The organism is Bradyrhizobium centrolobii, assembly GCF_001641635.1.
Lineage (GTDB): Bacteria > Pseudomonadota > Alphaproteobacteria > Rhizobiales > Xanthobacteraceae > Bradyrhizobium > Bradyrhizobium centrolobii.
Genome location: NZ_LUUB01000099.1, coordinates 45355 through 66893 on the forward strand (window position 1 = coordinate 45355; position 21539 = coordinate 66893).

Annotated in this window: 17 protein-coding genes; 8 read left to right on the forward strand and 9 right to left on the reverse strand. The window is 65.0% G+C overall.

The features are described from left to right. Nucleotides 1–211: 211 nt before the first annotated feature. From AYJ54_RS36390 to AYJ54_RS36400, 3 genes are all read right to left on the reverse strand, one after another. On the reverse strand, nt 212–928 hold the full coding sequence (locus AYJ54_RS36390) for a DUF1614 domain-containing protein (RefSeq protein ID WP_063706893.1): 717 nt from the start codon (nt 926–928) through the stop codon (nt 212–214). A 64-nt stretch (nt 929–992) separates the two neighbouring features. After that, nucleotides 993–1562 carry a class GN sortase gene (locus tag AYJ54_RS36395; protein WP_063706894.1) on the reverse strand — a complete coding sequence of 190 codons (570 nt, stop codon included), beginning with the start codon at nt 1560–1562 and terminating at the stop codon, nt 993–995. A gap of 139 nt (nt 1563–1701) precedes the next feature. Then, nucleotides 1702–3963, reverse strand: a complete 2262-nt coding sequence (locus AYJ54_RS36400) for a marine proteobacterial sortase target protein (protein ID WP_063706896.1) — start codon at nt 3961–3963, stop codon at nt 1702–1704. Between the two features lie 187 nt (nt 3964–4150). Here AYJ54_RS36400 and AYJ54_RS36405 point away from each other — a divergent pair, with 187 nt between their 5' ends. After that, nucleotides 4151–4921 carry a helix-turn-helix domain-containing protein gene (locus tag AYJ54_RS36405; RefSeq protein ID WP_063706898.1) on the forward strand — a complete coding sequence of 257 codons (771 nt, stop codon included), beginning with the start codon at nt 4151–4153 and terminating at the stop codon, nt 4919–4921. Between the two features lie 241 nt (nt 4922–5162). Here the strand turns inward: AYJ54_RS36405 and AYJ54_RS36410 are convergent, their stop codons facing one another. Both AYJ54_RS36410 and AYJ54_RS36415 read right to left on the reverse strand, forming a co-directional pair. After that, the gene (locus tag AYJ54_RS36410) at nt 5163–6386 is read right to left on the reverse strand and encodes an ABC transporter substrate-binding protein (RefSeq protein WP_063706900.1); all 1224 of its coding nucleotides are present in this window, start codon (nt 6384–6386) and stop codon (nt 5163–5165) included. Between the two features lie 77 nt (nt 6387–6463). Continuing rightward, entirely contained in the window at nt 6464–8017 is a 1554-nt protein-coding gene (locus AYJ54_RS36415) for an acyl-CoA synthetase (RefSeq protein WP_063706946.1), read from the reverse strand. A 272-nt stretch (nt 8018–8289) separates the two neighbouring features. On the opposite strand from AYJ54_RS36415, the gene AYJ54_RS36420 reads away from it, so the two are divergent. From AYJ54_RS36420 to AYJ54_RS36450, 7 genes are all read left to right on the forward strand, one after another. Further along, on the forward strand, nt 8290–9426 hold the full coding sequence (locus AYJ54_RS36420) for an acyl-CoA dehydrogenase family protein (RefSeq protein WP_063706948.1): 1137 nt from the start codon (nt 8290–8292) through the stop codon (nt 9424–9426). Between the two features lie 135 nt (nt 9427–9561). Next, a complete protein-coding gene (locus tag AYJ54_RS36425) occupies nt 9562–10725 on the forward strand; it encodes an acyl-CoA dehydrogenase family protein (protein WP_063706902.1) in 1164 nt (387 codons plus the stop codon). Between the two features lie 151 nt (nt 10726–10876). After that, nucleotides 10877–11533: a glutathione S-transferase family protein gene (locus AYJ54_RS36430; RefSeq protein ID WP_063706904.1), complete on the forward strand. Its 657-nt coding sequence runs from the start codon at nt 10877–10879 to the stop codon at nt 11531–11533. Between the two features lie 295 nt (nt 11534–11828). Continuing rightward, the gene (locus AYJ54_RS36435; protein ID WP_063706906.1) at nt 11829–12629 is read left to right on the forward strand and encodes a helix-turn-helix domain-containing protein; all 801 of its coding nucleotides are present in this window, start codon (nt 11829–11831) and stop codon (nt 12627–12629) included. A 199-nt stretch (nt 12630–12828) separates the two neighbouring features. After that, nucleotides 12829–13695, forward strand: a complete 867-nt coding sequence (locus AYJ54_RS36440) for a beta-keto acid cleavage family enzyme (protein WP_063706908.1) — start codon at nt 12829–12831, stop codon at nt 13693–13695. A gap of 142 nt (nt 13696–13837) precedes the next feature. Further along, nucleotides 13838–15454, forward strand: a complete 1617-nt coding sequence (locus tag AYJ54_RS36445) for an acyl-CoA carboxylase subunit beta (protein WP_063706910.1) — start codon at nt 13838–13840, stop codon at nt 15452–15454. Continuing rightward, complete coding sequence (locus AYJ54_RS36450; RefSeq protein WP_063706912.1) at nt 15451–17427, forward strand: acetyl-CoA carboxylase biotin carboxylase subunit; 1977 nt, start codon at nt 15451–15453, stop codon at nt 17425–17427. The genes AYJ54_RS36445 and AYJ54_RS36450 overlap by 4 nt, the downstream gene beginning before the upstream one ends. Nucleotides 17428–17477: 50 nt before the next feature. Here the strand turns inward: AYJ54_RS36450 and AYJ54_RS36455 are convergent, their stop codons facing one another. The 4 genes from AYJ54_RS36455 to AYJ54_RS36470 all read right to left on the reverse strand — a co-directional run bounded on the left by AYJ54_RS36455 (nt 17478) and on the right by AYJ54_RS36470 (nt 21500). After that, on the reverse strand, nt 17478–18464 hold the full coding sequence (locus AYJ54_RS36455; protein ID WP_063706914.1) for an ABC transporter ATP-binding protein: 987 nt from the start codon (nt 18462–18464) through the stop codon (nt 17478–17480). Beyond that, nucleotides 18461–19468: an ABC transporter ATP-binding protein gene (locus AYJ54_RS36460; protein WP_063706916.1), complete on the reverse strand. Its 1008-nt coding sequence runs from the start codon at nt 19466–19468 to the stop codon at nt 18461–18463. Before AYJ54_RS36460 ends, AYJ54_RS36455 begins: the two co-directional genes overlap by 4 nt. Beyond that, the gene (locus AYJ54_RS36465) at nt 19468–20361 is read right to left on the reverse strand and encodes an ABC transporter permease (RefSeq protein WP_063706949.1); all 894 of its coding nucleotides are present in this window, start codon (nt 20359–20361) and stop codon (nt 19468–19470) included. Before AYJ54_RS36465 ends, AYJ54_RS36460 begins: the two co-directional genes overlap by 1 nt. 191 nt (nt 20362–20552) lie before the next feature. Then, nucleotides 20553–21500, reverse strand: coding sequence for an ABC transporter permease (locus tag AYJ54_RS36470; RefSeq protein WP_063706917.1), 948 nt, complete (start codon nt 21498–21500; stop codon nt 20553–20555). Between the last annotated feature and the right edge of the window lie 39 nt (nt 21501–21539).

Consider the following 21539-nt stretch of genomic DNA (forward strand, 5'->3'; position numbering starts at 1 on the left):
CTATGGCGAGCTCTGGCGAGGCAATGGTGATAGGCACAATGCCGCCAGACGGAATGGGCGGGACTTCACGTGAGAACGCTAGCATCACCGGACTTTTGGCGAAAGTGCGAACGATCCGGCGGCGCAGCAGTGAGCGTCAACGCCGTGCTCCAGCAATCGCTCTTCTCACGCGACGCGTTCTCGAACTTGCAGTGCCAAGTTGTTCGATGCGTTACCAGACCTCGCGCGGCCGTGGCGGTGAGGCAAGGCCGGCGAGCAGCACGGCCAGGATCCCCGTGAGGAAGATGCCATCGAATGTCCCGGCGCCGCCGATCGACGCAACGGGCGCGCCGAGGCCGCCGACCTTGTCGAGATTGAGCAGGTCAGCCCCGATCAAGGTCCCCATCGAGCCGCCGATATAGGCAAGTGGCGCCGCATAGTCGCGCGACAGCAGGAACGCCAAAATCGCCGTGGCGACGACGGGCGCGAAGACGGGAACGGCAATGCCGACACCCGGCACCGGCGTCGCGGTCATGTGCATGATCGTCGCGATGGCGATGGTCGCGATCGTCGCCTTCAGCCAGAGCTGATATCTCAGCACCAGATAGGTCGACATCAACGTCGGGATGACCGCGCCGCCGACATTGACCGCGAGCACGGTGCCCGGCCATTGCGTCACCAGCGGCACCACATAGCGCATGCCGAAGAAATCGACGATCTCGCCCGAGCGCACCACCTTGGCCGGCAGCACCGTGATTGGAATGTTGAAATAGCTGCCAACGAGCGAGCCGAACAGCAGGAGCAGCGCAACGCCTGGGCCGACCCCGAGCCGCATATAGGCGTAACGCAGGATGCGGAGCTGAATCAGGATAATCAGCCCGGCGAACAGCAGCACCAGGATGGAGAACAATCCCGGTGTGATCGGAAGGTACTGAACTTCGCCATGCATGGTCGGATCCGATCGCAGACGATTTTGACCGGCAGCATCCCACGGGACGGCAGGGATGACAAACCTATCCGTCGGCGCCGATCAAGGTGGCATGCAGGATGTAACGATCCGGTCCGGATGTGACAGCGTCGAACGGCCAACAGGTGGTTAGCACCAGTTCAAAATCCTGTGTTGCGGGATCGATGCCCGAATTGTCGAAACGAACGACATCCGAGGAGTCCGCGCGATAGCGAAAGTGTTTGCCGTCGCTGCGCGTAATTTCGATCACGTCGCCGATGGCGACATTCCGCAGGAAGCGGAAATGCGTGTCGCGATGCGCGGCATAGACGGCAACGCCGCGCTGACCGGCATCGACCGTTTGCTCGACATGGCCGGGTCCGAAGGCGAGTGCCTGCCCGCTTGAGCCTGCCAGCACGATGGCGCTGGTGCCGATCCGCTTCACCTCGATCCGCGCGACCGGCCAGGTGTCGGCCCACGACCACGGCTTGACCGGTTGGCCGGTCGCAACGCTCGTGTCGAACGCGCGTTCCAGCAGCACCTGCGCAAGCCACGCCTTGGCGTGGATGTAAGCGCCGTCGCCGAATAGCAAGACGCCGATGATGGCAAGAACGAGCGGCGAGATCAGGCGGGGCATGAATCTCTCTCAGTATCCGTCATTCCGGGGCGCCCGAAGGGCGAACCCGGAATGACGGTGAAGAAAAAAGGCGCGCGCGGCCGTTGGGTGGGAACGGGCAGCCGCGCGCGCTGAAGAAGAGGAGTCGGGGGCCCCTCTCTCAAGCGGCGTCAGTGAGCAAGGGCTGACGCCGGTTGAACACGAACAGGACGAGGCCGAGCAGGATCAGGATCAGGCCTGCGATGATCTTGAGCTCGGCCGAGGTTGCGGTCTTGGGCAGGCGGATCGTGTCGGGCGCGGCAGGCGTCGGCCGCCTCGCAGCCGGCTGACCGTTCGCATCGGCACGTCGTTCGCGCAGTTGCGTCGGGACCTGCGGCCGCTCGCCAAAGACCTTTTGGAAATCCCAGCCGGCCGGCAGGTTGATCGGCAGCTCGCTGAGCTTGAGCGGCTCGCCCATGGGGCGGCTCGGCGTCTTGTCGACCGCGACGAGACTGGTCAGTCGCGTGACGATCTGATGATCGAGCGCCAGCGCCAGGATCGCCTTGTCGGCGTCCTCCGGCGACATTTCCCGCATGGTACGCGCAACCTCGGCGTCGCCGATCTTGCGCTTGGCCCACAGCTTCGACAGGCCCTTGCCCTCGGCGGCGTTGCGCAGCGGCAGCGTCACCGACCATGGACGGTCGCCGACACGGCCCTTGATCTCCAGCGAGCCAGCGAGCTTGTCGAGCTTCGCCGCCAGCACCAGCGGCTCGTCACGATAGACGTCAGGAATGATCGCCGGCGTGATGTCGGCCTTGGCGTCGGAGAATTTTGCGGTGAGGCCGGTCACGGCCGGATTTTCCAGCTTGGCGAACAGACCGCGCATGCGCTCCTCGACCTGCTCGACAGAGCCGATTTGTGTGAAGGCGCCGCGGCCGAGCTCGGCGGCGCGTGTCATCAGATAGGTGTTGGGCGCGGACCCGATGCCGACCATGAAGATGCGTGAGCGGCCGCGCATCGCCGTGATCGTTTCGAACAATTGCTGCTCGTTGCCGATCGCGCCGTCAGTGAGGAACACGACCTGGCGAACCATGTTGGTCTCGCCGAGCTTGTCGGTCAGCGCCGCCCGCATCGCCGGCACCATCTCCGTGCCGCCGCGCGCCTGCAACGCGCTCACGAACGAGGTCGCCTCACCGACATGCGCCGCGTCGGCCGGGACCGAAGTCGGAAACAGCACGTCCATGGTGTCGTCGAAACGAATGACGTTGAAACGATCGGTCGGCTGGAGACGAGAGAGCGCGTAGGTGAGGCTCGCCTTGGCCTGAATGATCGACGTGCCGCCCATCGAGCCCGAATTGTCGATCACGAACACCACTTCGCGCGTCAACGGCTTCTGCGCGGCCTGGTCGATCGTGGGTGGCGTAACGAAGGCGAGCAGGTAGTCAGCGTCGCCGACATGCTCGCGGAACAGCCCGACCGACGGAGCTTTTTCGGCGGCCGGCTTCCAGGTCAGCTCGAAATCGCGGTCCGCGGGCACGGCGCCATCGGCGAGCGTGACGACATGCGTCGCGTTGTCCGGGCTCTCGATCTTGACGTTATGGTAGTGGCTCTTCACTTCGCCCAGCGCAAAGCCGGCCTTCAGGCGCACCGTGATGCTGGTCGGGTTGACCGGCGGGTTCTTGGCCGGGTCCAGCACGGCCGGCGAGATGCGGTCGCGGTCCGGCACCGGATCGGACGTGGTCGTGCCCCAGCCGGAACCGTCGGGCCGGAAGTCGACGCTCTGCGTGATCGGCGCCGGATTGTAGCGCGGCCCGACCACCAGCGGCACGCGCAACGAATATTCGTTGCCGGATTGATGCACCGGCTCCTGATATTCGATCTGCACCAGCACGGTCTCGCCGGGACCGATATTGGCGACCGAGTTGGTGAAGATGTTGGGCCGCTCCTGCTCGGTGAGCGCGGCCTTCTGGCCGGCCCGGCGCGCCTGCTCGTAGATCACGCGCGCCTGCTGCCGCTCCTTGATGTCGCCGACGATGATGCGGTCGCCGACCACCATCTTCAGCGTATCGACGGCGCCGTTGGTGGCGAGCGGATAGACGTAGGTCGCCTCCACCCAGTCCTCGGTCGGATTGCGGAAGACCTGCGTGACGCGGGCACGCAAGCTCGGGCCCGACACCGTGATGTCGACATCGATGCCGAGGCGGATCGCTTCGGTATAGGCGCCGTCGTCCTTCAGGAGCAGGGTGCCGGAGCGGGCGTCGCCGGGCTGGAGCAGGCTCGCCTGCTCCGTCGTCGCCGACCAGCCCGGCTCGAAGCTCACGAGCAGCGCGATGAAGCCGACCAGGATCACGGCAATGCCCTGCACGAGAAGAAACAGTCCGAGTTTGATCAGCCTGCCCAGCATGGGATGTTCAAGGCTGTCGTCCGCGTCGTAGGTATCCATTTGACCTGCTCCCGAAGGATGTTTGCTGGCTCCCACCTTCCACCGGGAGAGGCCGAACTCGCGAGCAGAATGATCGGCAATGTTCCGCCATGGCCGGTCCGGCCACGCCGCAGCGGAGGCGGCCCTGTGCGGTTTTGTGCTGATTTGTCCGCCCTGCTAGGATGGCCCTGATGGAGCAGGGCTAACGATGCAGATGCAGGATAAAATCTCCGACAAGCAGCTTTCGGACGAGCAAAGTCGCGAGGTCGCGGAGACGATTCGCGAGGAGCTCGCAAAACGCCGGATCTCCCGGCAGGCGCTGGCCGAGCAGGCCAAGCTCAGCCTGTCGACGCTGGAGAAAGCGCTTGGCGGTCGCCGCCCGTTCACGCTGGCGACGACCGTGCGGCTGGAGCAGGCGCTGGGTGTGTCCTTGCGCAAGAACACCGTCGTGGTCGCGCCTCCGGCCGGCAACGATGTCGCGCCCGACAGCCTCGGCTCCTATTCGCATCGCGCCGTGACCTGGCTGGAGGACGTCTACATCACGCTGCGGCCGTCGTTCGGCGCCAAGGACGCGATCTTTGCCTACCGCACCGAGATTTTTTGGGAGGCGAAAGTCTCCTCGCTCGTCTTCCGCGAGGGCGAACGCACCGATGCCGCCTACGAGCACACCGGCGAGGTCGCGGTCCCCCACCAGTCCGGCTTCATCTATCTCGTCATCATCAAGCACGGCCAGCATCGCGTGATCACGGTGTCGCGGCCGACGGTTGCGGGCGAGATGTACGGCATCATCTCGACGCTGCGCGCCGGCCCCGGTTCGCAACTGACGCCGATTGCTGCCCCGATCGCGTATGTGCCCGCACGCAACATCGGTGATCCGGCGGTCGGCCGGATCGCGCCCGACCACGCGAACTACAAGCTGTATCGGGATCACCTACGGCGCACGGTCGACGAACCCTTCGCGCTGTTCCTGCCCGGCTAGAGCAGAATGGTTTTAGGTTGAATCGATTGAGCCTCGGGCTCGCTCAACCTCTCCCGCTTGCGGGGGAGGCATAGGCCGCCTTCGGCGGCCGTCCTCTAAGGGACGCCGAGGCGAAGCCTCGGCTATGGCGAAGCGCCGGGTGGGGGCTGTTTCCACATAGGGACTCTCGATTGCGGCGAGACCCCTAACCCCAGCCCTCCCCCGCAAGCGGGAGAGGGAGGACACCTTCTTCATGGCACCGCTAACCGCCGGTCTCGGCGCTGATGACGTCGCCGATCAGATCCCACTTGCCGCCCTTGAACTGAATCATCTTGAGCTGTTCGATCGGGGCGAAGTCGTTGGGCGAGGTGTTGATCTTGATGCCGGGAATCAGAACCTCGGGCGCAAAGTCCTTCAAGCTCGCGGCCTGCTTCATCACGTTGTCCCGGGTCAATTCGTCCCCGCACTGCTTCAGCACCTGCACCATGGTCTGCGCGGCGGCGTAGCCGTAGACGAGGTTGATGTCGGAGACGTTGGAGCCCGGCATGTATTTATCGATGAACGCCATGAACTTCTTCATGCCTTCATCGTCCTTCCATTGCGGGTCGGATGCATCTTTCAGATAGGTCGCCGACAGCACGCCTTCGGAGGCTTGCAGGCCCGCGGGCTGCATCACCGCGCCGATCGAGATCGAGACGTCGGTCATCACCTGCATCGGCTTCCATTCGAGCTCCGCGATCTTCTTGATCGCCTGTGCCGCGAATTTCGGCGTCGCGATGTTGACGAAGACGTTGGCGCCGGTGCCCTTCAGCTTGACGATGTGGGAATCGATCGAGGGCTCGGTGGTCTCGTAGCTCTCTTCCGCGACGATCAGCGAGGACGCCTTGTCGCCGAAGATCTCCTTGATGCCGGCGACGTAGTCCTTGCCGAAATCGTCATTGGCATAGAAGATCGCGACCTTCGCATCGGGCTTCGCCTGCAAGATGTACTTGGCGAAGACGCGCGCCTCGACCCGGTAGCTCGGCTGGAAACCCATGGTCCATGGGAAGCCTTTCGGATCGTTCCACTTGCTGGCGCCGGTGGCGAGAAACAGCTGCGGCACCTTCTTGGCGTTGTGATATTTCTGCACGGCAGTTTGGGTCGGCGTGCCCAGTGCGTTGAACACCAGAAAAACCTCGTCGCTCTCGATCAGCTTGCGGATCTGCTCCACCGTCTTGGGCGGCGAATAGGCGTCGTCATAGGAGATCCAGTTGATCTTCCGGCCGTTGATGCCGCCCTGGTCGTTGACCATCTTGAAATAGGCCTCTTCGGTCTTGCCGATGATGCCGTAGGCGGAAGCGGGGCCGGAATAGGCCTCGACGTTGCCGATCCTGATCTCGGTGTCGCTGGCGCCGGTGTCGTATTTCTTCTGGGCGTAGGCGCTCTGGGCGCTGAGCAACGTCAAGGCCGTTGCGGCGGCAAGCAGGGAGAGTTTCTTGTTGTTCATGAAAATTCCTTGAGTTTCTTCTGGAGTGGAGACAGGCACGTCAGAAAAGCAAAAGCGCCCGCGAAGGGGCGCTTTCGTCAGGCGGTGGCGACCTTGACCTTGTCGGTTTCGGAGGCCACGGAGAATTCGTTGCGCAAGGTCGGCTTGTGGATCTTGCCCGTGGCGTTGCGCGGCAGCGCGGCCACGAAGTGTACCTGGCGCGGGCATTTGAAGCGCGCGAGGTTTGCCGAGCAGTGCGCGAGGACGTCGGCTTCGGTGAGCCTCTCGCCCGGCTTGACCGCGACGATGGCGAGGCCGACCTCGCCCCATTGCGCGTCGGGAATGCCGATCACGGCGGCTTCGGCGATCGCTGCGAGCTGGTGCAGGACGTTCTCGACTTCGGCCGGATAGACGTTCTCGCCGCCGGAAATGTACATGTCCTTCCAGCGGTCGACGATGTAGTAGAAGCCCTCCTCGTCGACGCGGGTGGCATCGCCGGTGTGCAGCCAGCCGTCGGTGAAGGAGGATCTGTTGGCCTCCGGCCTGTTCCAGTAGCCCGGCGTGATGTTCGGTCCCCTGACCCAGAGCTCGCCGAGTTCGCCGACATCGGCGTCGCTGCCGTCGGGGCGCACGATGCGTACCTCCGTGTGCAGCACTGGTTTGCCGGCGGAGCCCGCCTTCCGCGCCGCATCCTCGCGATCGAGCACCAGCACGGCCGGCGAGGTCTCGGTCATGCCATAGCCCTGCTGCAGCGCGACGCCGCGCGCCTCCCAGACCTTCAAGAGCGGCACCGGCATCGGCGCGCCGCCGACACCGCCGACGATCAGCCGGCCGAGATCGGTGGTCGCGAAAGCCGGATGCTGCGCCATGAACTGGTAGATCGCGGGCACGCCGAAGAAGACGTTGATGCCCTGCGCGGGATCGTTGATCAGGCCGAGCGCGACGCCGGGATCGAACGCGCGCATGATCATCACCGTGCCGCCGGCATGCAGCACCGGGTTGGTGTAGCAGTTGAGCCCGCCGGTGTGGAACAGCGGCAGCACGGTGAGCAGCACCGAGGACGGCCCAATGCAGGCGGGACCGCCGAGATTGACGCAATTCCAAAAGGTCATGCCGTGGGTGATGGTCGCGCCCTTCGGATGACCCGTGGTGCCGGACGTGTACATGATGGTCGAAACGTCATCGAGCGTGACCTCCTCGATTGCCTCGAGCGGTCTTGCGGCGGCGATGCCGGCCTCATAGGAGCCGCCCGCGCCAAGCAGCAGGCTTGACGCAACGCCGCAGAGCTTCGCCACCGCAAGCGCGGCATCGGCGAGATCGTCGTCGTGGATCATCACCTTCGGCGCGCAGTCGCCGACGATGAACTGGAGCTCGGGGACGGTGAGGCGGGTGTTGAGCGGCACGAAGATGGCGCCGAGCCGCCCGCAGGCGAACTGGACTTCGAGCGTGTCCGTCGTGTTCAGCGCCAGCACCGCGACACGGTCGCCGCGCGAGACCTTCAGCGTGTCACGCAGGAATGAGGCGAGACGCGATATACGCGCGTCGAGCTGCGAATAGGTGATGCGGCGCTCGCTCGCGAGGTCGATGACCGCGATCTTGCCCGGCGTGCGGCGGGCATGATGGGCAATCCAGTCGTAGTAACGAACGGCCAATAGTCCCTCCCTCGGCGGTCTTGTGCCGCCTGTATTTTCGTTGCCGTGCAACATGCCCGGCATGGCCCTGGGAGGCCAGCCGGAGTTTTGTGCATGACGTCTTTTTTTGCCTCTGAGTTGGTCCGCGAGGGGGGAAAACTGTCTTGCGTTGAGTTGCTAGGTGATAGCCTGATCGGTGTGGCTCTCTCGGGCCAGCCACTCCGCGCAAGTGAGCCTCCGATGTTCCGGCCATGGTGGATGCGAAGAATCGCCGTCAGCGAGGCGAAAGCGCAATGAAGAGCCCGTTCTATACCGCCGAGCATGATGCCTTCCGCGACGTGATGCGTCGCTTCGTCGAGAAGGAGATCGAGCCGTACGCCCATGAATGGGACGAGGCCGGCGAATTCCCGCGCGCGCTCTATCGCAGGGCGGCCGAGATCGGGCTGCTGGGGCTCGGATTCCCCGAGGAATATGGCGGTATCCCCGCCGACCAGTTCATGAAGATCGTGGCCAGCCAGGAGCTGGCGCGTGCCGGCGCCGGCGGCGTCAGCGCCAGCCTGATGAGCCACTCCATCGGCTCGCCGCCGATCGCGCGTGCAGCGAAGCCGGAGATCAAGGCAAGAGTGCTGCCGCAAGTGCTCGCCGGCGAGAAGATTTCCGCGCTCGCGATCACCGAGCCGAGCGGCGGCTCCGATGTCGCGAACCTGCGCACCAAGGCACGGCGCGACGGTGATCACTACGTCGTGAGCGGCGAGAAGACCTTTATCACCTCGGGCGTACGCGCCGACTATCTGACCGTTGCAGTGCGCACCGGCGGCGAGGGCGCCGGCGGCGTCAGCCTGCTCCTGATCGATGGGACTACGCCCGGGTTGTCACGCACAAAGCTCAAGAAGATGGGCTGGTGGGCCTCCGACACCGCGGCGCTGCATTTCGACGACTGCCGTGTACCGGCCGAGAATTTGATCGGCGAGGAGGGCCAGGGCTTCAAGATCATCATGCAGAACTTCAACAGCGAGCGCATGGGCATGGCGGCGAGCTGCACCGCCTTCGCGCGGGTCTGCGTCGATGAGGCGATTGCCTATGCCAAGGAGCGCAAGACGTTCGGCAAGCCGCTCGCCCAGCACCAGGTGATCCGCCACAAGATCGTCGACATGGCGCAGAAGGTCGCGGCGTCCCAGGCGATGCTGGAGATGCTGGCCTGGCGGCTCGAGCAGGGCGAGAGCCCGGTCGCGGAAATCTGCATGATGAAGAATCAGGCGACGCAGACCATGGCGTTCTGCGCCTCGGAAGCCGTGCAGATCTTCGGCGGTGCCGGCTTCATGCGCGGCATCAAGGCTGAACGCATCTACCGCGAGGTCAAGGTCAACGCCATCGGCGGTGGCACCGAGGAGATCATGAAGGATCTCGCGAGCAGGCAGATGGGGTTGTGATTTTCTGTCATTCCGGGGCGCGCGCAGCGCGAGCCCGGAATCCATCGGGCGGCAGAGACTGTAGAGGAATGGATTCCGGGCTCATCGCTTCGCGATGCCCCGGAATGACAGGATGATTGGAGCTCGAGAGAGACGATGCTGTTCACCGCCGACCACGACGATATCCGCCGCCCCTTGCAGAAATTCATCGCCAACGAGATCAACCCTCATGTCGATGAATGGGAGAAGGCCGACATCTTTCCGGCGCACGAGCTGTTCAAGAAGATGGGCAGCCTCGGCTTCCTCGGGCTGAACAAGCCGGTCGAGTTCGGCGGCTCCGGCCTCGACTACTCCTACGCGCTGATGATGGCGGAGGAGTTAGGGGCCATCACCTGCGGCGGCGTGCCGATGGCGATCGGGGTGCAGACCGACATGGCGACGCCGGCGCTGGCGCGGTTCGGCTCCGACGAAGTGCGGCAGGAATTTCTCAGCCCCTCGATCGTGGGCGACTATGTCGCCTGCATCGGCGTCTCCGAGCCCGGTGCGGGCTCGGATGTCGCCTCGATCAGGACCAATGCGCGCTCCGATGGCGACGACTACGTCATCAACGGCGGCAAGATGTGGATCACCAACGGCACCCAGGCCGACTGGATCTGCCTGCTCGCCAACACCAGCGATGGACCCGTTCACCGCAACAAGTCGCTGATCTGCGTGCCAATGAGGAGCGAGGGCGTCACGGTGGCGCGCAAGCTCGACAAGATGGGCATGCGCTCATCCGACACCGCCCAGATATTCTTCGACAATGTCCGCGTGCCCAAGCGCAACCGGATCGGCGAGGAGGGCAGGGGCTTCACCTACCAGATGATCCAGTTCCAGGAGGAGCGGCTCTGGGGCGCGGCGGCCTGCCTCAAGGCGCATGAGTACATCATCGATCAGACCATCGAATACACCCGCAACCGCAAGGCCTTCGGTCAGAGCATCCTCGACAACCAGGTCGTGCACTTCAAGCTCGCGGAGATGCAGACCGAGGTCGAGCTGTTGCGCGCGCTGATCTATCGCGCCGGCGAGGCGCTGGTGGCCGGCGAGGACGTGACCAGGCTTGCGACCATGGCCAAGCTGAAGGCCGGCCGGCTCGGGCGCGAGCTCACCGACGCGTGCTTGCAATATTGGGGCGGAATGGGCTTTACCAACGAGACGCCGGTCAGCCGCGCCTATCGCGACAGCCGCCTGACCTCGATCGGCGGTGGCGCCGACGAGGTCATGCTGATGGTCCTGTGCAAGATGATGGGCACGCTGCCCGGCAGCACTAAAGCGCAATGAGGTTGGGATGAATCGTCATCGCGCTTTAGTTTATTGTTTGAGCATGATCTCCGCGCAAACGCGTTCCGCGTTTGTCGCGAGGGAAAACCGCTGCACACTTTGCGCTAACGCGGCCCTTCGGGTCCGGATCATGCTGTAGGGGAAATGCCTGATGATCATGCTCTATCACTGCGACGCCGCCCGCTCGTTCCGTCCGCTCTGGATGCTGGAGGAGATGGGACTGCCCTATGAGCTGAAGATGCTGCCATTCCCGCCGCGGGTCTTCGCCAAGGATTATCTCGGCATCAATCCGCTCGGCACGATACCGTTCATGATCGACGGCGAAACGCGGATGACCGAGTCCTCCGGCATCTGCCACTATCTCGGCGTCACATACGGGCCTACGCTGCTGATGGTCGGGCCGGAAGATCCCGCCTATGGCGCCTTCCTGAACTGGATGTATTTCAGCGACGCCACGTTAACCTTCCCGCAGACGCTGGTGCTCCGATACACCCAGCTCGAGCCCGAAGAGCGTCGCAATCCGCAGGTCGCCGGCGATTACGCAAAGTGGTTCCTGGGGCGGCTGCGTGCCGTTGAGGCAGCAACCGCGAATGCCGAAACCCTGTGCGCCGGCCGCTTCACCGCCGCCGATATCGTGATCGGCTACGCGCTGCGGCTCGCCAACAACATCGGTCTCGCCGAGGATTTCGGGCCAAATGTCGCGGCCTATTGGGCGCGTCTGCAGCAACGGGACGGGTTCAAGCGCGCGGTCGCGGCGGAGCAGAAGGCCGGAGTTGAGCAAAACGTTGCGCAGCGGGTGAAGGCGTAACCAAGTCGTCGTCCTGGCGAAAACCAGGACCCATTACCCCAGGGAGGAGTTGCGGCGCGAGGCTGGCGACCACGAGTCTTCGCCAAACTGCTCCTTGGGGTAATGGGTCCTGGATCTGCGCTTCGCTTGTCCAGGACGACGATGTTGCCAGAGTTCCAGACACGGCTCCTGACCGTCCCGGAATGACATCGATTCGCGCCTCATGACAGCGCTATCCCGTCGTGACAGCGCCCAAATTTCCGCTAAGGTGACCTCCGTCCGCAGCGGCCAGAGAGCCGCGCGAGGAGGACCGCCAATGGAAGACAAGGGTCGCGAATCCGACCATCTGATGCTGATCACGCCCGAGCGGGTATTCTATGCCGGCCTGCTCGGCCGCCCGCGCAAGCGGACGCCCGGTTGCTGCCATGTCTATGTGGCGGTCAAGGGTAACCTGCATCTGACGATCGACGACGCCCTTGCCACCGGCGAGCTGTTCGTCACCCTGCCGAACCAGCGGCATTCCATTGCCAGCGACTATCGCACCGCGATCAGCGTGACGCTCGAGCCGGAAAGCATGCCGGACGGCGTGATCGAGGCGCTGGCCGAGCGTCTCACCGGGCCGGACAGGGCGGCCTACGCCCGCAAGATCCTCGCGGCCTATGCGCTGCTGCGCCAGCGCCGCTATGGCGACATCACCACCGCGGAATTCGACGAGATGTGCTTTGGCGAGGCATTGCCGCGCCGGGTGCTCGACCCGCGCGTGACGCGCGCCGTCGCGCGCATCGAGCGCTTCTCCGGCGAGCCGGTGACGGCGGATACCTGCGCCGCGGAAGCAGGCCTCTCGGCCTCGCGCTTCCTGCATCTGTTCAAGGAAGAGACCGGCATCTCCTTCCGCTCCTTCCGTGCCTGGAAGCGTGCGCGGCATCTGCTGCACTTCGCCAATCAGGACCTCAACCTCGCGCATCTCGCGCAGGACATCGGCTATCCCGACAGCACCCATTTCAGCCACTCGATCCGTCGCTTCTATGGGCTGAAGCCGCGTGCGATCTTCGTCGGCTCGCGGGATCTTGCGATCTATCGCAGCAGTGAGACGGTGCGGCTCGCGGAGGCGAGCTGAGATCGTCTTTCGTAGGATGGGTTAGCGAAGCGTAACCCACCTCTTTGGTTTCCGTGGAGATAGACAGTGGTGGGTTACACCTTCGGCTAACCCACCCTACGGCAGGGCCGTTTTTTCTAGCTTCTCCGCGCAAGAAGCCGCATGTCGTGCGTCACATGATCGCAAGCGTTGAATTCTCACCCTGCGAGACATCCGAGGCATGAGCGACAAGGCCGTCATCACCTGCGCGCTGAACGGCGTGCTCACCGACCCCAAGCAGCACAACGTTCCGGTCACGCCGGAGCAGATGGCGCGCGAGGCCAAGGCCGCGTTCGATGCCGGCGCCAGCATCATGCACATCCACCTGCGCCAGCAAGCGCTGAACAAGGGCCACCTGCCGTCCTGGGAGGTCAGCGTCAGCAAGGAGATTCAGCAGGCGATCCGCGAAGCCTGCCCCGGCGTCATCATCAACCACACCTCGGGCGTCTCGGGGCCGAACTACAGCGGCGCCCTCGATTGCATCCGCGAGACCAGGCCCGAGATCGCCGCCTGCAACGCCGGCTCGCTGAACTATCTGAAGGTCAAGGCTGACAACACCTGGGCCTGGCCGCCGATGATGTTCGACAACGCGGTCGAGAAGGTGAAGGACTATCTCGACGTCATGAACGCGGTCGGCACCATCCCCGAGTTCGAATGTTTTGACGTCGGCATCGTCCGCTGCGTCGGCATGTACACCCAAGTCGGCATGTACAAGGGCCCGCTCGAATACAACTTCGTCATGGGCGTCGCCTCCGGCATGCCGTCGGATCCCGAGCTGCTGCCGATCCTGCTCAAGCTGAAGCGTCCCGAGGCGCATTGGCAGGTCACGGCGATTGGCCGCGAAGAAATCTGGCCGCTGCATCAGCGCTGCGCCGAGCTCGGCGGCCATTTGCGCACCGGCCTTGAGGACACCTTCTACCTCGCCGACGGCAAGAAGGTCACGTCGAACGGGCAGCTCATCGAGGCAGTCGTCGCCTGCGCGCGGCGTGTAGGCCGCGAGATCGCGAGCCCGGCCGAGGCGCGGAAGATCTTTGGGACGAATAGGTAGTCACAAACTCCGTCGTTCCACATTGCGCAATTGCGCAATGGGGATGGCCCGAAGGGCCAGGCCCGGAATCCATAACCACGATCGGGAGTATGGATTCCGGGCTCGCGCGTCGCGCGCCCCGGAATGACGAGCAGGAGAATTGATGTCCATTCTCGAAAACACCATCTCCCCCGGCGGCGCGGCCTACCACGGCAACCGCGACGGCATGCTGGCGCTGATCGACCGGATGCGCGCGCTGGAAGAGCGCACGCGTGCTGCGTCCGCCGCCGCGAAGGATCGCTTCCACAAGCGCGGCCAGCTGTTGCCGCGCGAGCGCGTCGCGCTGGTGCTCGATCCCGGCGCGCCCTTCATCGAGCTGTCGACGCTCGCCGGTTACATGTTCGACGTGCCGGATCCGAACAAGAGCGTGCCCGGCGGCGGCGTCATCGCCGGCATCGGCTTCGTCTCGGGCGTCCGCTGCATGGTCAGCGCCAATGACGCCGGCATCGATGCCGGCGCGCTCCAGCCCTATGGCCTCGACAAGACGCTGCGGGTGCAGGAGCTCGCGCTGGAGAACAAGCTGCCTTACGTGCAGCTCGTCGAAAGCGCCGGTGCCAATCTGTTACGCTACCGGGTCGAGGATTTCGTCCGCGGCGGCAACATCTTTCGCAACCTCGCACGGCTCTCGGCCGCGGGCCTGCCGGTCGTCACCGTCACGCACGGCTCGTCCACTGCAGGCGGCGCCTACCAGACCGGCCTCTCCGACTACATTGTCATGGTCCGAGGCCGCACCCGCGCCTTCCTGGCAGGTCCCCCGCTCCTGAAAGCCGCGACCGGCGAGATCGCGACTGAGGAAGAGCTCGGCGGCGCCGAGATGCATACCCAGATCTCCGGTCTCGGCGACTATCTCGCCGAGGACGATCGCGACGCCTTGCGCATCGCTCGCGAGATCATGGCGGCGCTGGAATGGGAGCGGCCGGGCAGGGCGGTGGCGCAATTCAAGCCGCCGCGTTACGACCAGGACGAGCTGCTCGGCATCATGCCGATGGACCACAAGCGCCCGGTCGACATGAAGCAGGTGATCGCGCGCATCATCGACGATTCCGACTTCACCGAGATGGCGCCGAATTACGGCCCGGCCACCGTCTGCGGCCATGCCCGCATCGAGGGACAGGCGATCGGCATCATCACCAATAACGGCCCGCTCGATCCGGCCGGCGCCAACAAGGCAACGCATTTCATCCAGGCGTGCTGCCAGACCCGCACGCCGCTGCTCTATCTCAACAACACCACCGGCTACATGGTCGGCAAGGCCTATGAAGAGGCCGGCATGATCAAGCACGGCTCGAAGATGATCCAAGCGGTCACCTCAGCGACCGTGCCGCAGATCACCATCTATTGCGGCGCCTCGTTCGGCGCCGGCAATTACGGCATGTGCGGTCGCGGTTTCCATCCGCGCTTCTGCTTCTCCTGGCCTAATGCCAAGACCGCGGTGATGGGCGGCGAGCAGGCCGCCGAGACCATGGCGATCGTGACCGAGGCCGCCGCTGCACGGCGTGGCAAGCCGATCGAGCAGGACAAGCTGGATGCCATGAAGGCGCAGATCGTTGGTGTGTTCGACGGCCAGATGGACGTGTTCTCGACCAGCGCGCTCGTGCTCGACGACGGCGTGATCGACCCGCGCGACACCCGCGCGGTCCTGTCCGAAGTGCTGGCGATCTGCCGCGAGGGTGACGCACGCACGCCCCAGCGCATGCAATTTTCGGTGGCCCGCCCATGAGGAACGGATCAGTGCTGCACCGGCCGTTCTTCAAGGTCCTGATCGCGAACCGCGGCGAGATCGCGCTGCGGGTGATGCGCAGTGCGCGCCGTCTCGGCCTCGGCGTCGTAGCGGTCTATTCGGACGTAGATCGCGATGCTCTTCATGTGCGGCAGGCCGACCAGGCCGTGCGCATCGGTGAAGCCTTGCCGGCGCAGTCCTATCTCAACATCCCCTCGATCATTGCCGCGGCGAAGGCGAGCGGCGCGGATGCCGTGCATCCCGGCTATGGCTTCCTCGCCGAGAACGAGGATTTCGCGCGGGCCTGCAAGGATGCCGGCCTCGTCTTCATCGGCCCGTCGCCGCAGGCGATCGAAGCGATGGGCAACAAGGCCGGCGCCAAGGAGATCATGCGGAAGGCCGGCGTGCCTATCGTGCCCGGCTATCAGGGTGCCGACCTGGGCGACGAGGTGATGCTTGCGGAAGCCATGAAGATCGGCTTTCCCGTGATGATCAAGGCGGTCGCCGGTGGCGGCGGCCGCGGCATGCGGCTCGTGACCGATGCCGCGTCGTTTCCCGACGCGCTGCGCAGCGCGCGGTCGGAGGCGAAGGCGGCGTTCGGCGATCCCACGGTCATCCTCGAGCGCGCGATCCAGAATCCGCGGCATATCGAGATCCAGGTGTTTGGCGATGCGCACGGCAACGCGATCCATCTCGGCGAGCGCGACTGCTCGGTGCAGCGGCGGCACCAGAAACTGATCGAAGAGGCGCCGTCGCCTGCCGTCACGCCCGAGCTGCGCGCGAAAATGGGCGAGGTCGCGGTCGCCGCAGTGAAGGCGCTGCGCTACGAAGGCGCCGGCACGCTGGAATTCCTGCTCGATAGAAGCGGCGAATTCTACTTCATGGAGATGAACACGCGCCTCCAGGTCGAGCATCCCGTGACGGAAGCGATCACCGGGCTCGATCTCGTCGAACTGCAACTGCGCGTGGCGCGCGGCGAACCGCTGCCGGTCAAGCAGCAGGACATCAGGTTCTCAGGCCACGCCATCGAGGTGCGGCTGTGCTCCGAGGACGCCGCGCACGACTTCATGCCGCAATCCGGCCGCATGGCGCGCTGGCAGGTGCCGGACGGCGTGCGCGTCGAGCATGCGCTGCAATCGGGCTCGGAGATTCCGCCGTTCTATGATTCCATGATTGCCAAGGTCATCGGCCATGGCGCCACGCGTGAAGAGGCGCGCAGCCGGCTGATCTGCGCCCTTGAGCAGCTCACGGCCTTCGGCGTGACCACCAACCAGGCCTTCCTGATGTCCTGCCTGCGCCATCCCGGCTTTGCCCGGGGCGAGGCGACCACGGCTTTCATCGGCGCGCATCGCGACGAATTGCTGGCGCCGGGCAAGAACAGCGCATTCGCGGCGGCGCTCGCCGGGCTCCTGCTTTACGTCACCAATCCGCACGCGCCGTCATGGCGTACGGGGCGAAGCCTCGCAGCGACATTTCCGCTGCCGGCCAGGATCGAGATCGCCGGCCAAGCGTATGAGCTCGAAGTCACGCGCGAGCGTGATGGCAGCTATACGGTTGCCGCTGACGGCCGCCAGGATAGGTTCGAGATCGATCAGCTCGATACCGACGCCATTCGCTTCCGCCACGATGGTGTGATGGACACCACAACATTCCTGCGCGACGGCGACCGACTGTACCTCCAGCACCGCGGCATCCCGCTCGCCGTGACGGATCTCACTCTCGCCGCGCCAAAGGCCGCCGCAACCAACGGCGGCGACGGCAAGGTTCGCGCCGCCATGAACGGCCGCGTCGTCGCCGTGCTGGTGAAGCCGGGCGACCGCGTCATCGCCGGCCAGCCCGTGATGACGCTGGAAGCGATGAAGATGGAGCACGTCCACAAGGCCAGCATCGGCGGTGTCGTCGTGGCGATCGACGTCACGGAGGGCGAGCAGGTCACGACAGGGAAGATCGTGGTGGAGATCGAGGCGGGTTAGCGCCGCAAACTCAACTCGTCGTCCCGGCCTTCGCCGGGACGACGGCGGAGTTATTGGCTGCGTCCCGTCCCCTCATTCAACAAGCAGGCCACCTGGTGCCCAACGCCGGCGTCCACCAGCGCCGGCCGCTCCGTCTTGCACCGCTCCATCGCAAACCGGCAGCGCGTGTGGAAGGCGCAGCCGGACGGCGGATTGACCGGGCTCGGCACGTCGCCGTCGACCAGCGGCGCGATCTTCTTGGCATGCGGGTTCGCGATCGGCACCGAGGCGAGCAGGGCCTGCGTATAGGGATGGCGCGGATTGCGGAACAGCTCGTCCTTGTCGGCGATCTCGACGATGCGACCGAGATACATCACCGCGACGCGGTGGCTGATATGGGCCACCACCGCAAGGTCATGCGCGATGAAGAGGTAGGAGAAGCCGTGCTGGCGTTGCAGGTCGATCAGGAGGTTGATCACCTGTGCCTGGATCGAGACGTCGAGCGCCGAGACCGGTTCGTCGCAGACGATCAGGCGCGGCTCCAGCGCCAGCGCACGCGCAATGCAGATGCGCTGGCGCTGGCCGCCGGAAAACTGATGCGGGAAGTTGCGCATCTGGTCGGGCCGCAAGCCCACCTGCTCGAACAGCTTTGCGACGCGCGCCTCCAGCGCCTTTCCGCTCGCCAGCCCATGCACGGCGATTGGCTCGCCGACGATATCGCCGGCGGTCATGCGCGGATTCAAAGAGGCGAACGGATCCTGGAACACGATCTGCATCGAACGCCGATGCGGCCTGAGCTCGGTCTTGGAGAGGTGCGTGATGTCCTCGCCCCTGAGGCGGATCTGGCCCGACGTCGGCTCGACCAACCGCAGCACGCTGCGTGCCACCGTCGACTTGCCGCAACCGGATTCACCGACGAGGCCGAGCGTCTCGCCGATACCGAGCGCGAAGGAGACGCCATCGACCGCATGCACGGTGCCGACCTGCCGGCGCAACACGCCGGCGCGCACCGGATAGTGTTTTTTGAGGTCTGTGACTTCGAGCAGCGCTTCGGTCATGCCACCTCCGCCACTTCGGCCGCGCGCCAACAGGCGGCGAGATGGCCGCCGCCCCAGTCGGCGAGCGGCGGATATTCCTCCTGGCAGCGCTTGATCGCGAGCTTGCAGCGTGGTGCGAAGGCGCAGCCCGCCGGCAATCGCACCAGCGACGGCACGGTGCCGGGAATTTCGTTCAGCCGCGCCTGCGGGGCGACGTCGGACGCCGGCACTGCCGGGATCGAGGCCATCAGCCCGCGCGTATAGGGATGCTTCGGTGCGGCGAACAGCGCCTCGACGCTCGCCTCCTCCACCTTCTTCCCCGCATACATCACGATCACGCGTTGCGCCGTTTGCGCGACGACGCCGAGATCGTGCGTGATCAGCACGAGGCCGGTGCCGAGTTCCTTCTGCAGGTCGAGGATCAGCGCCAGGATCTGGGCCTGGATGGTGACATCGAGCGCGGTGGTCGGCTCGTCCGCGATCAGCAGCGCCGGCCGGCAGGCAAGCGCCATCGCGATCATCGCGCGCTGGCGCATGCCGCCCGAGAGCTGGTGCGGATATTCTCTCGCGCGCCGCGCGGGCTCGGGAATGCGCACCAGGCGCAGCATCTCGATCGCGAGGTCGTGGGCCTCCTTGGCCGACATGTTCCGGTGCAGCCGCACCGCTTCGACGATCTGGTGACCGATCCGCATCACCGGATTGAGTGAGGTCATCGGCTCCTGGAAGATCATGGAGATGCGATTTCCCCGGATCGCGCGCATTTCCGCATCGTCCAGCGTCAGGAGATCAGTGCCCTCGAGCGTGACCGAGCCGCCGACGATGCGGCCGGGCGGATCGGGCACGAGCCGCAGCAGGGATAGCGCAGTGACGCTCTTGCCGCAGCCGGACTCGCCGACGATCGCCAGCGTCTCGCCGCGCCTGACCGTGAACGAGACGTCGTCCACGGCCTTGAACAGTCCGGAATTGGTGAAGAACACCGTTCTCAGGTTCTTCACATCGAGCACGAGGTCGGACATATCAGCCATCAGCCGCGCTGCCTTGGGTCGAGGATGTCACGCAATGCGTCTCCGAACAAATTGGTGCCGAACACGGCGAGGCTGATCGCGATGCCCGGGAAGATCACCAGCCACGGCGCGGTGCGGACATATTCGGCTGCTGATTCCGACAGCATGCGGCCCCAGGACGGGTAGGGTTCGGGAATGCCGAGGCCGAGGAAGGAGAGCGAGGCCTCGGTGAGGATGGTCGAGCCGAGCTGGGCCGTGGCGAGCACGATCAGCGGAGCCAGCGTGTTCGGCAGGACGTGACGGACGGCGATCCGCACTTCGCTCATGCCGATCGATTTGGCGGCCTCGACGAAGGGCTGCTCGCGCAGCGCCAGCGTGTTGGCGCGGATGACGCGGGCGACCGTCGGAATCAGCGGAATGGCGATCGCGATGATGACGTTCGGCAAGGAAGGGCCGAGCGCAGCCGTCATCACCAGCGCCAGCACCAAAAGCGGCAGCGCCTGCAGGATGTCGGAGACGCGCTGGAACACGAGATCGAACCAGCCTGAGAGATAGCCCGAGGTCAGCCCGACGATCACGCCGATCGTGCCGCCGAGCGCGGTTGAGCCGAGACCGACCGCGAGCGAGATGCGCGCGCCGTGGATGATGCGGCTGAACACGTCGCGGCCGAAGGAATCCGTCCCCATCCAGTGCGCGGCGCTGGGACGTGCCAGCGCATGCGCGGCATCGACGGTCAGGGGATCGAAGCGGGCGAGGACATTGGCGAAGATCGCGGTGAACACGAACACCGTCATGATGATCAGCCCGGCTGCGCCGAGGACGTGGCGCCGCGCCAGGAACAGCACGCGCCGCCAGCCGCCGGTCGCATTGGCGCCGGCGCGCTTCAGCTCGAGATCATAGTCGATTGTGGCCATGCGTCTCTCCGCGACGAGCATCACCTCTCCCCATCGGGGAGAGGTCGGCGCGTAGCGCCGGGTGAGGGGGCTCAGGTCTCACGAGGGAGCGTAACCCCTCACCCGGATCGCATCTGACGATGCGATCCGACCTCTCCCTATGGGAGAGGTGAAACACCACCATCGCGTCGGATAGCTCCGGTCGCATTGACTTACTCCGTAAACCGGATGCGCGGGTCGAACACGGCGTAGAGCATGTCGACGGTGAAGTTCGCAAACACCACCACCACGGCGATGAACATCACGAGGTTCTGTACGATCGGATAGTCGCGCCAGCGGATCGCCTCGACCAGGAAGCGCGCGACGCCGGGGATGTTGAATACGGTCTCGGTGACGATGAGGCCGCCGATCAAGAATGCCGCCTCGATGCCGATCACGGTGATGACGGGCAGAATCGCGTTCTTCAGCGCGTGGTGATAGTTCACGGCGGCGTCGGATGCGCCCTTGGCGCGTGCGGTGCGGATATAGTCCTGCCGCAGCACCTCCAGCATCGAGGAGCGGGTGATGCGCATGGTCAGCGCGGCGCTGCGGAAGCCGACCGCGGCGGCCGGCACGGCGTAGGTTGCGAAAGCCTCCAGCCAGGTCTGCGGATTCGGGTTGAAGATCGGCATCTGGCCGAACATTGCCACCGACGCGGTCAGGATCAAAAGTCCGAGCCAGAACGAGGGCAGCGACAAGCCGCTCAAGCTGACCACGCGCAGCGCGTAATCGAGCTTTGTTCCCTGCTTCACCGCACTGATGACGCCGAGCGGAATGCCGATCGAGGCGGAGAACAGCAGCGCCAGCCCCGCGAGCCGCGCCGTGATCGGGATCCGTGGCAGGATCTCCTGAAGGGCCGGCTTCTCGGACACGTAGGAGTAGCCGAAGTCGCCGCGCAGGAAGCCGCCGATCCAGTGCACGTACTGCACGACCAGCGGCTGGTCGATGCCGAGCTCCTTCTCCAGATTGGCCTTGTCGGCGGGATCGACATAGCCGGCCGCGGCAAAGAGGATGTCGACGATGTTGCCGGGCACGATGCGCAGCAGGAAGAAGATGACGATCGAGATCCCGAACAGGGTCACGAGCATCAGGAACAGGCGTCGCACCAGATAGGCAAACATCTTACGCCTCCTGCCGAGCTCGTCAGCCGCTCGCCGCCT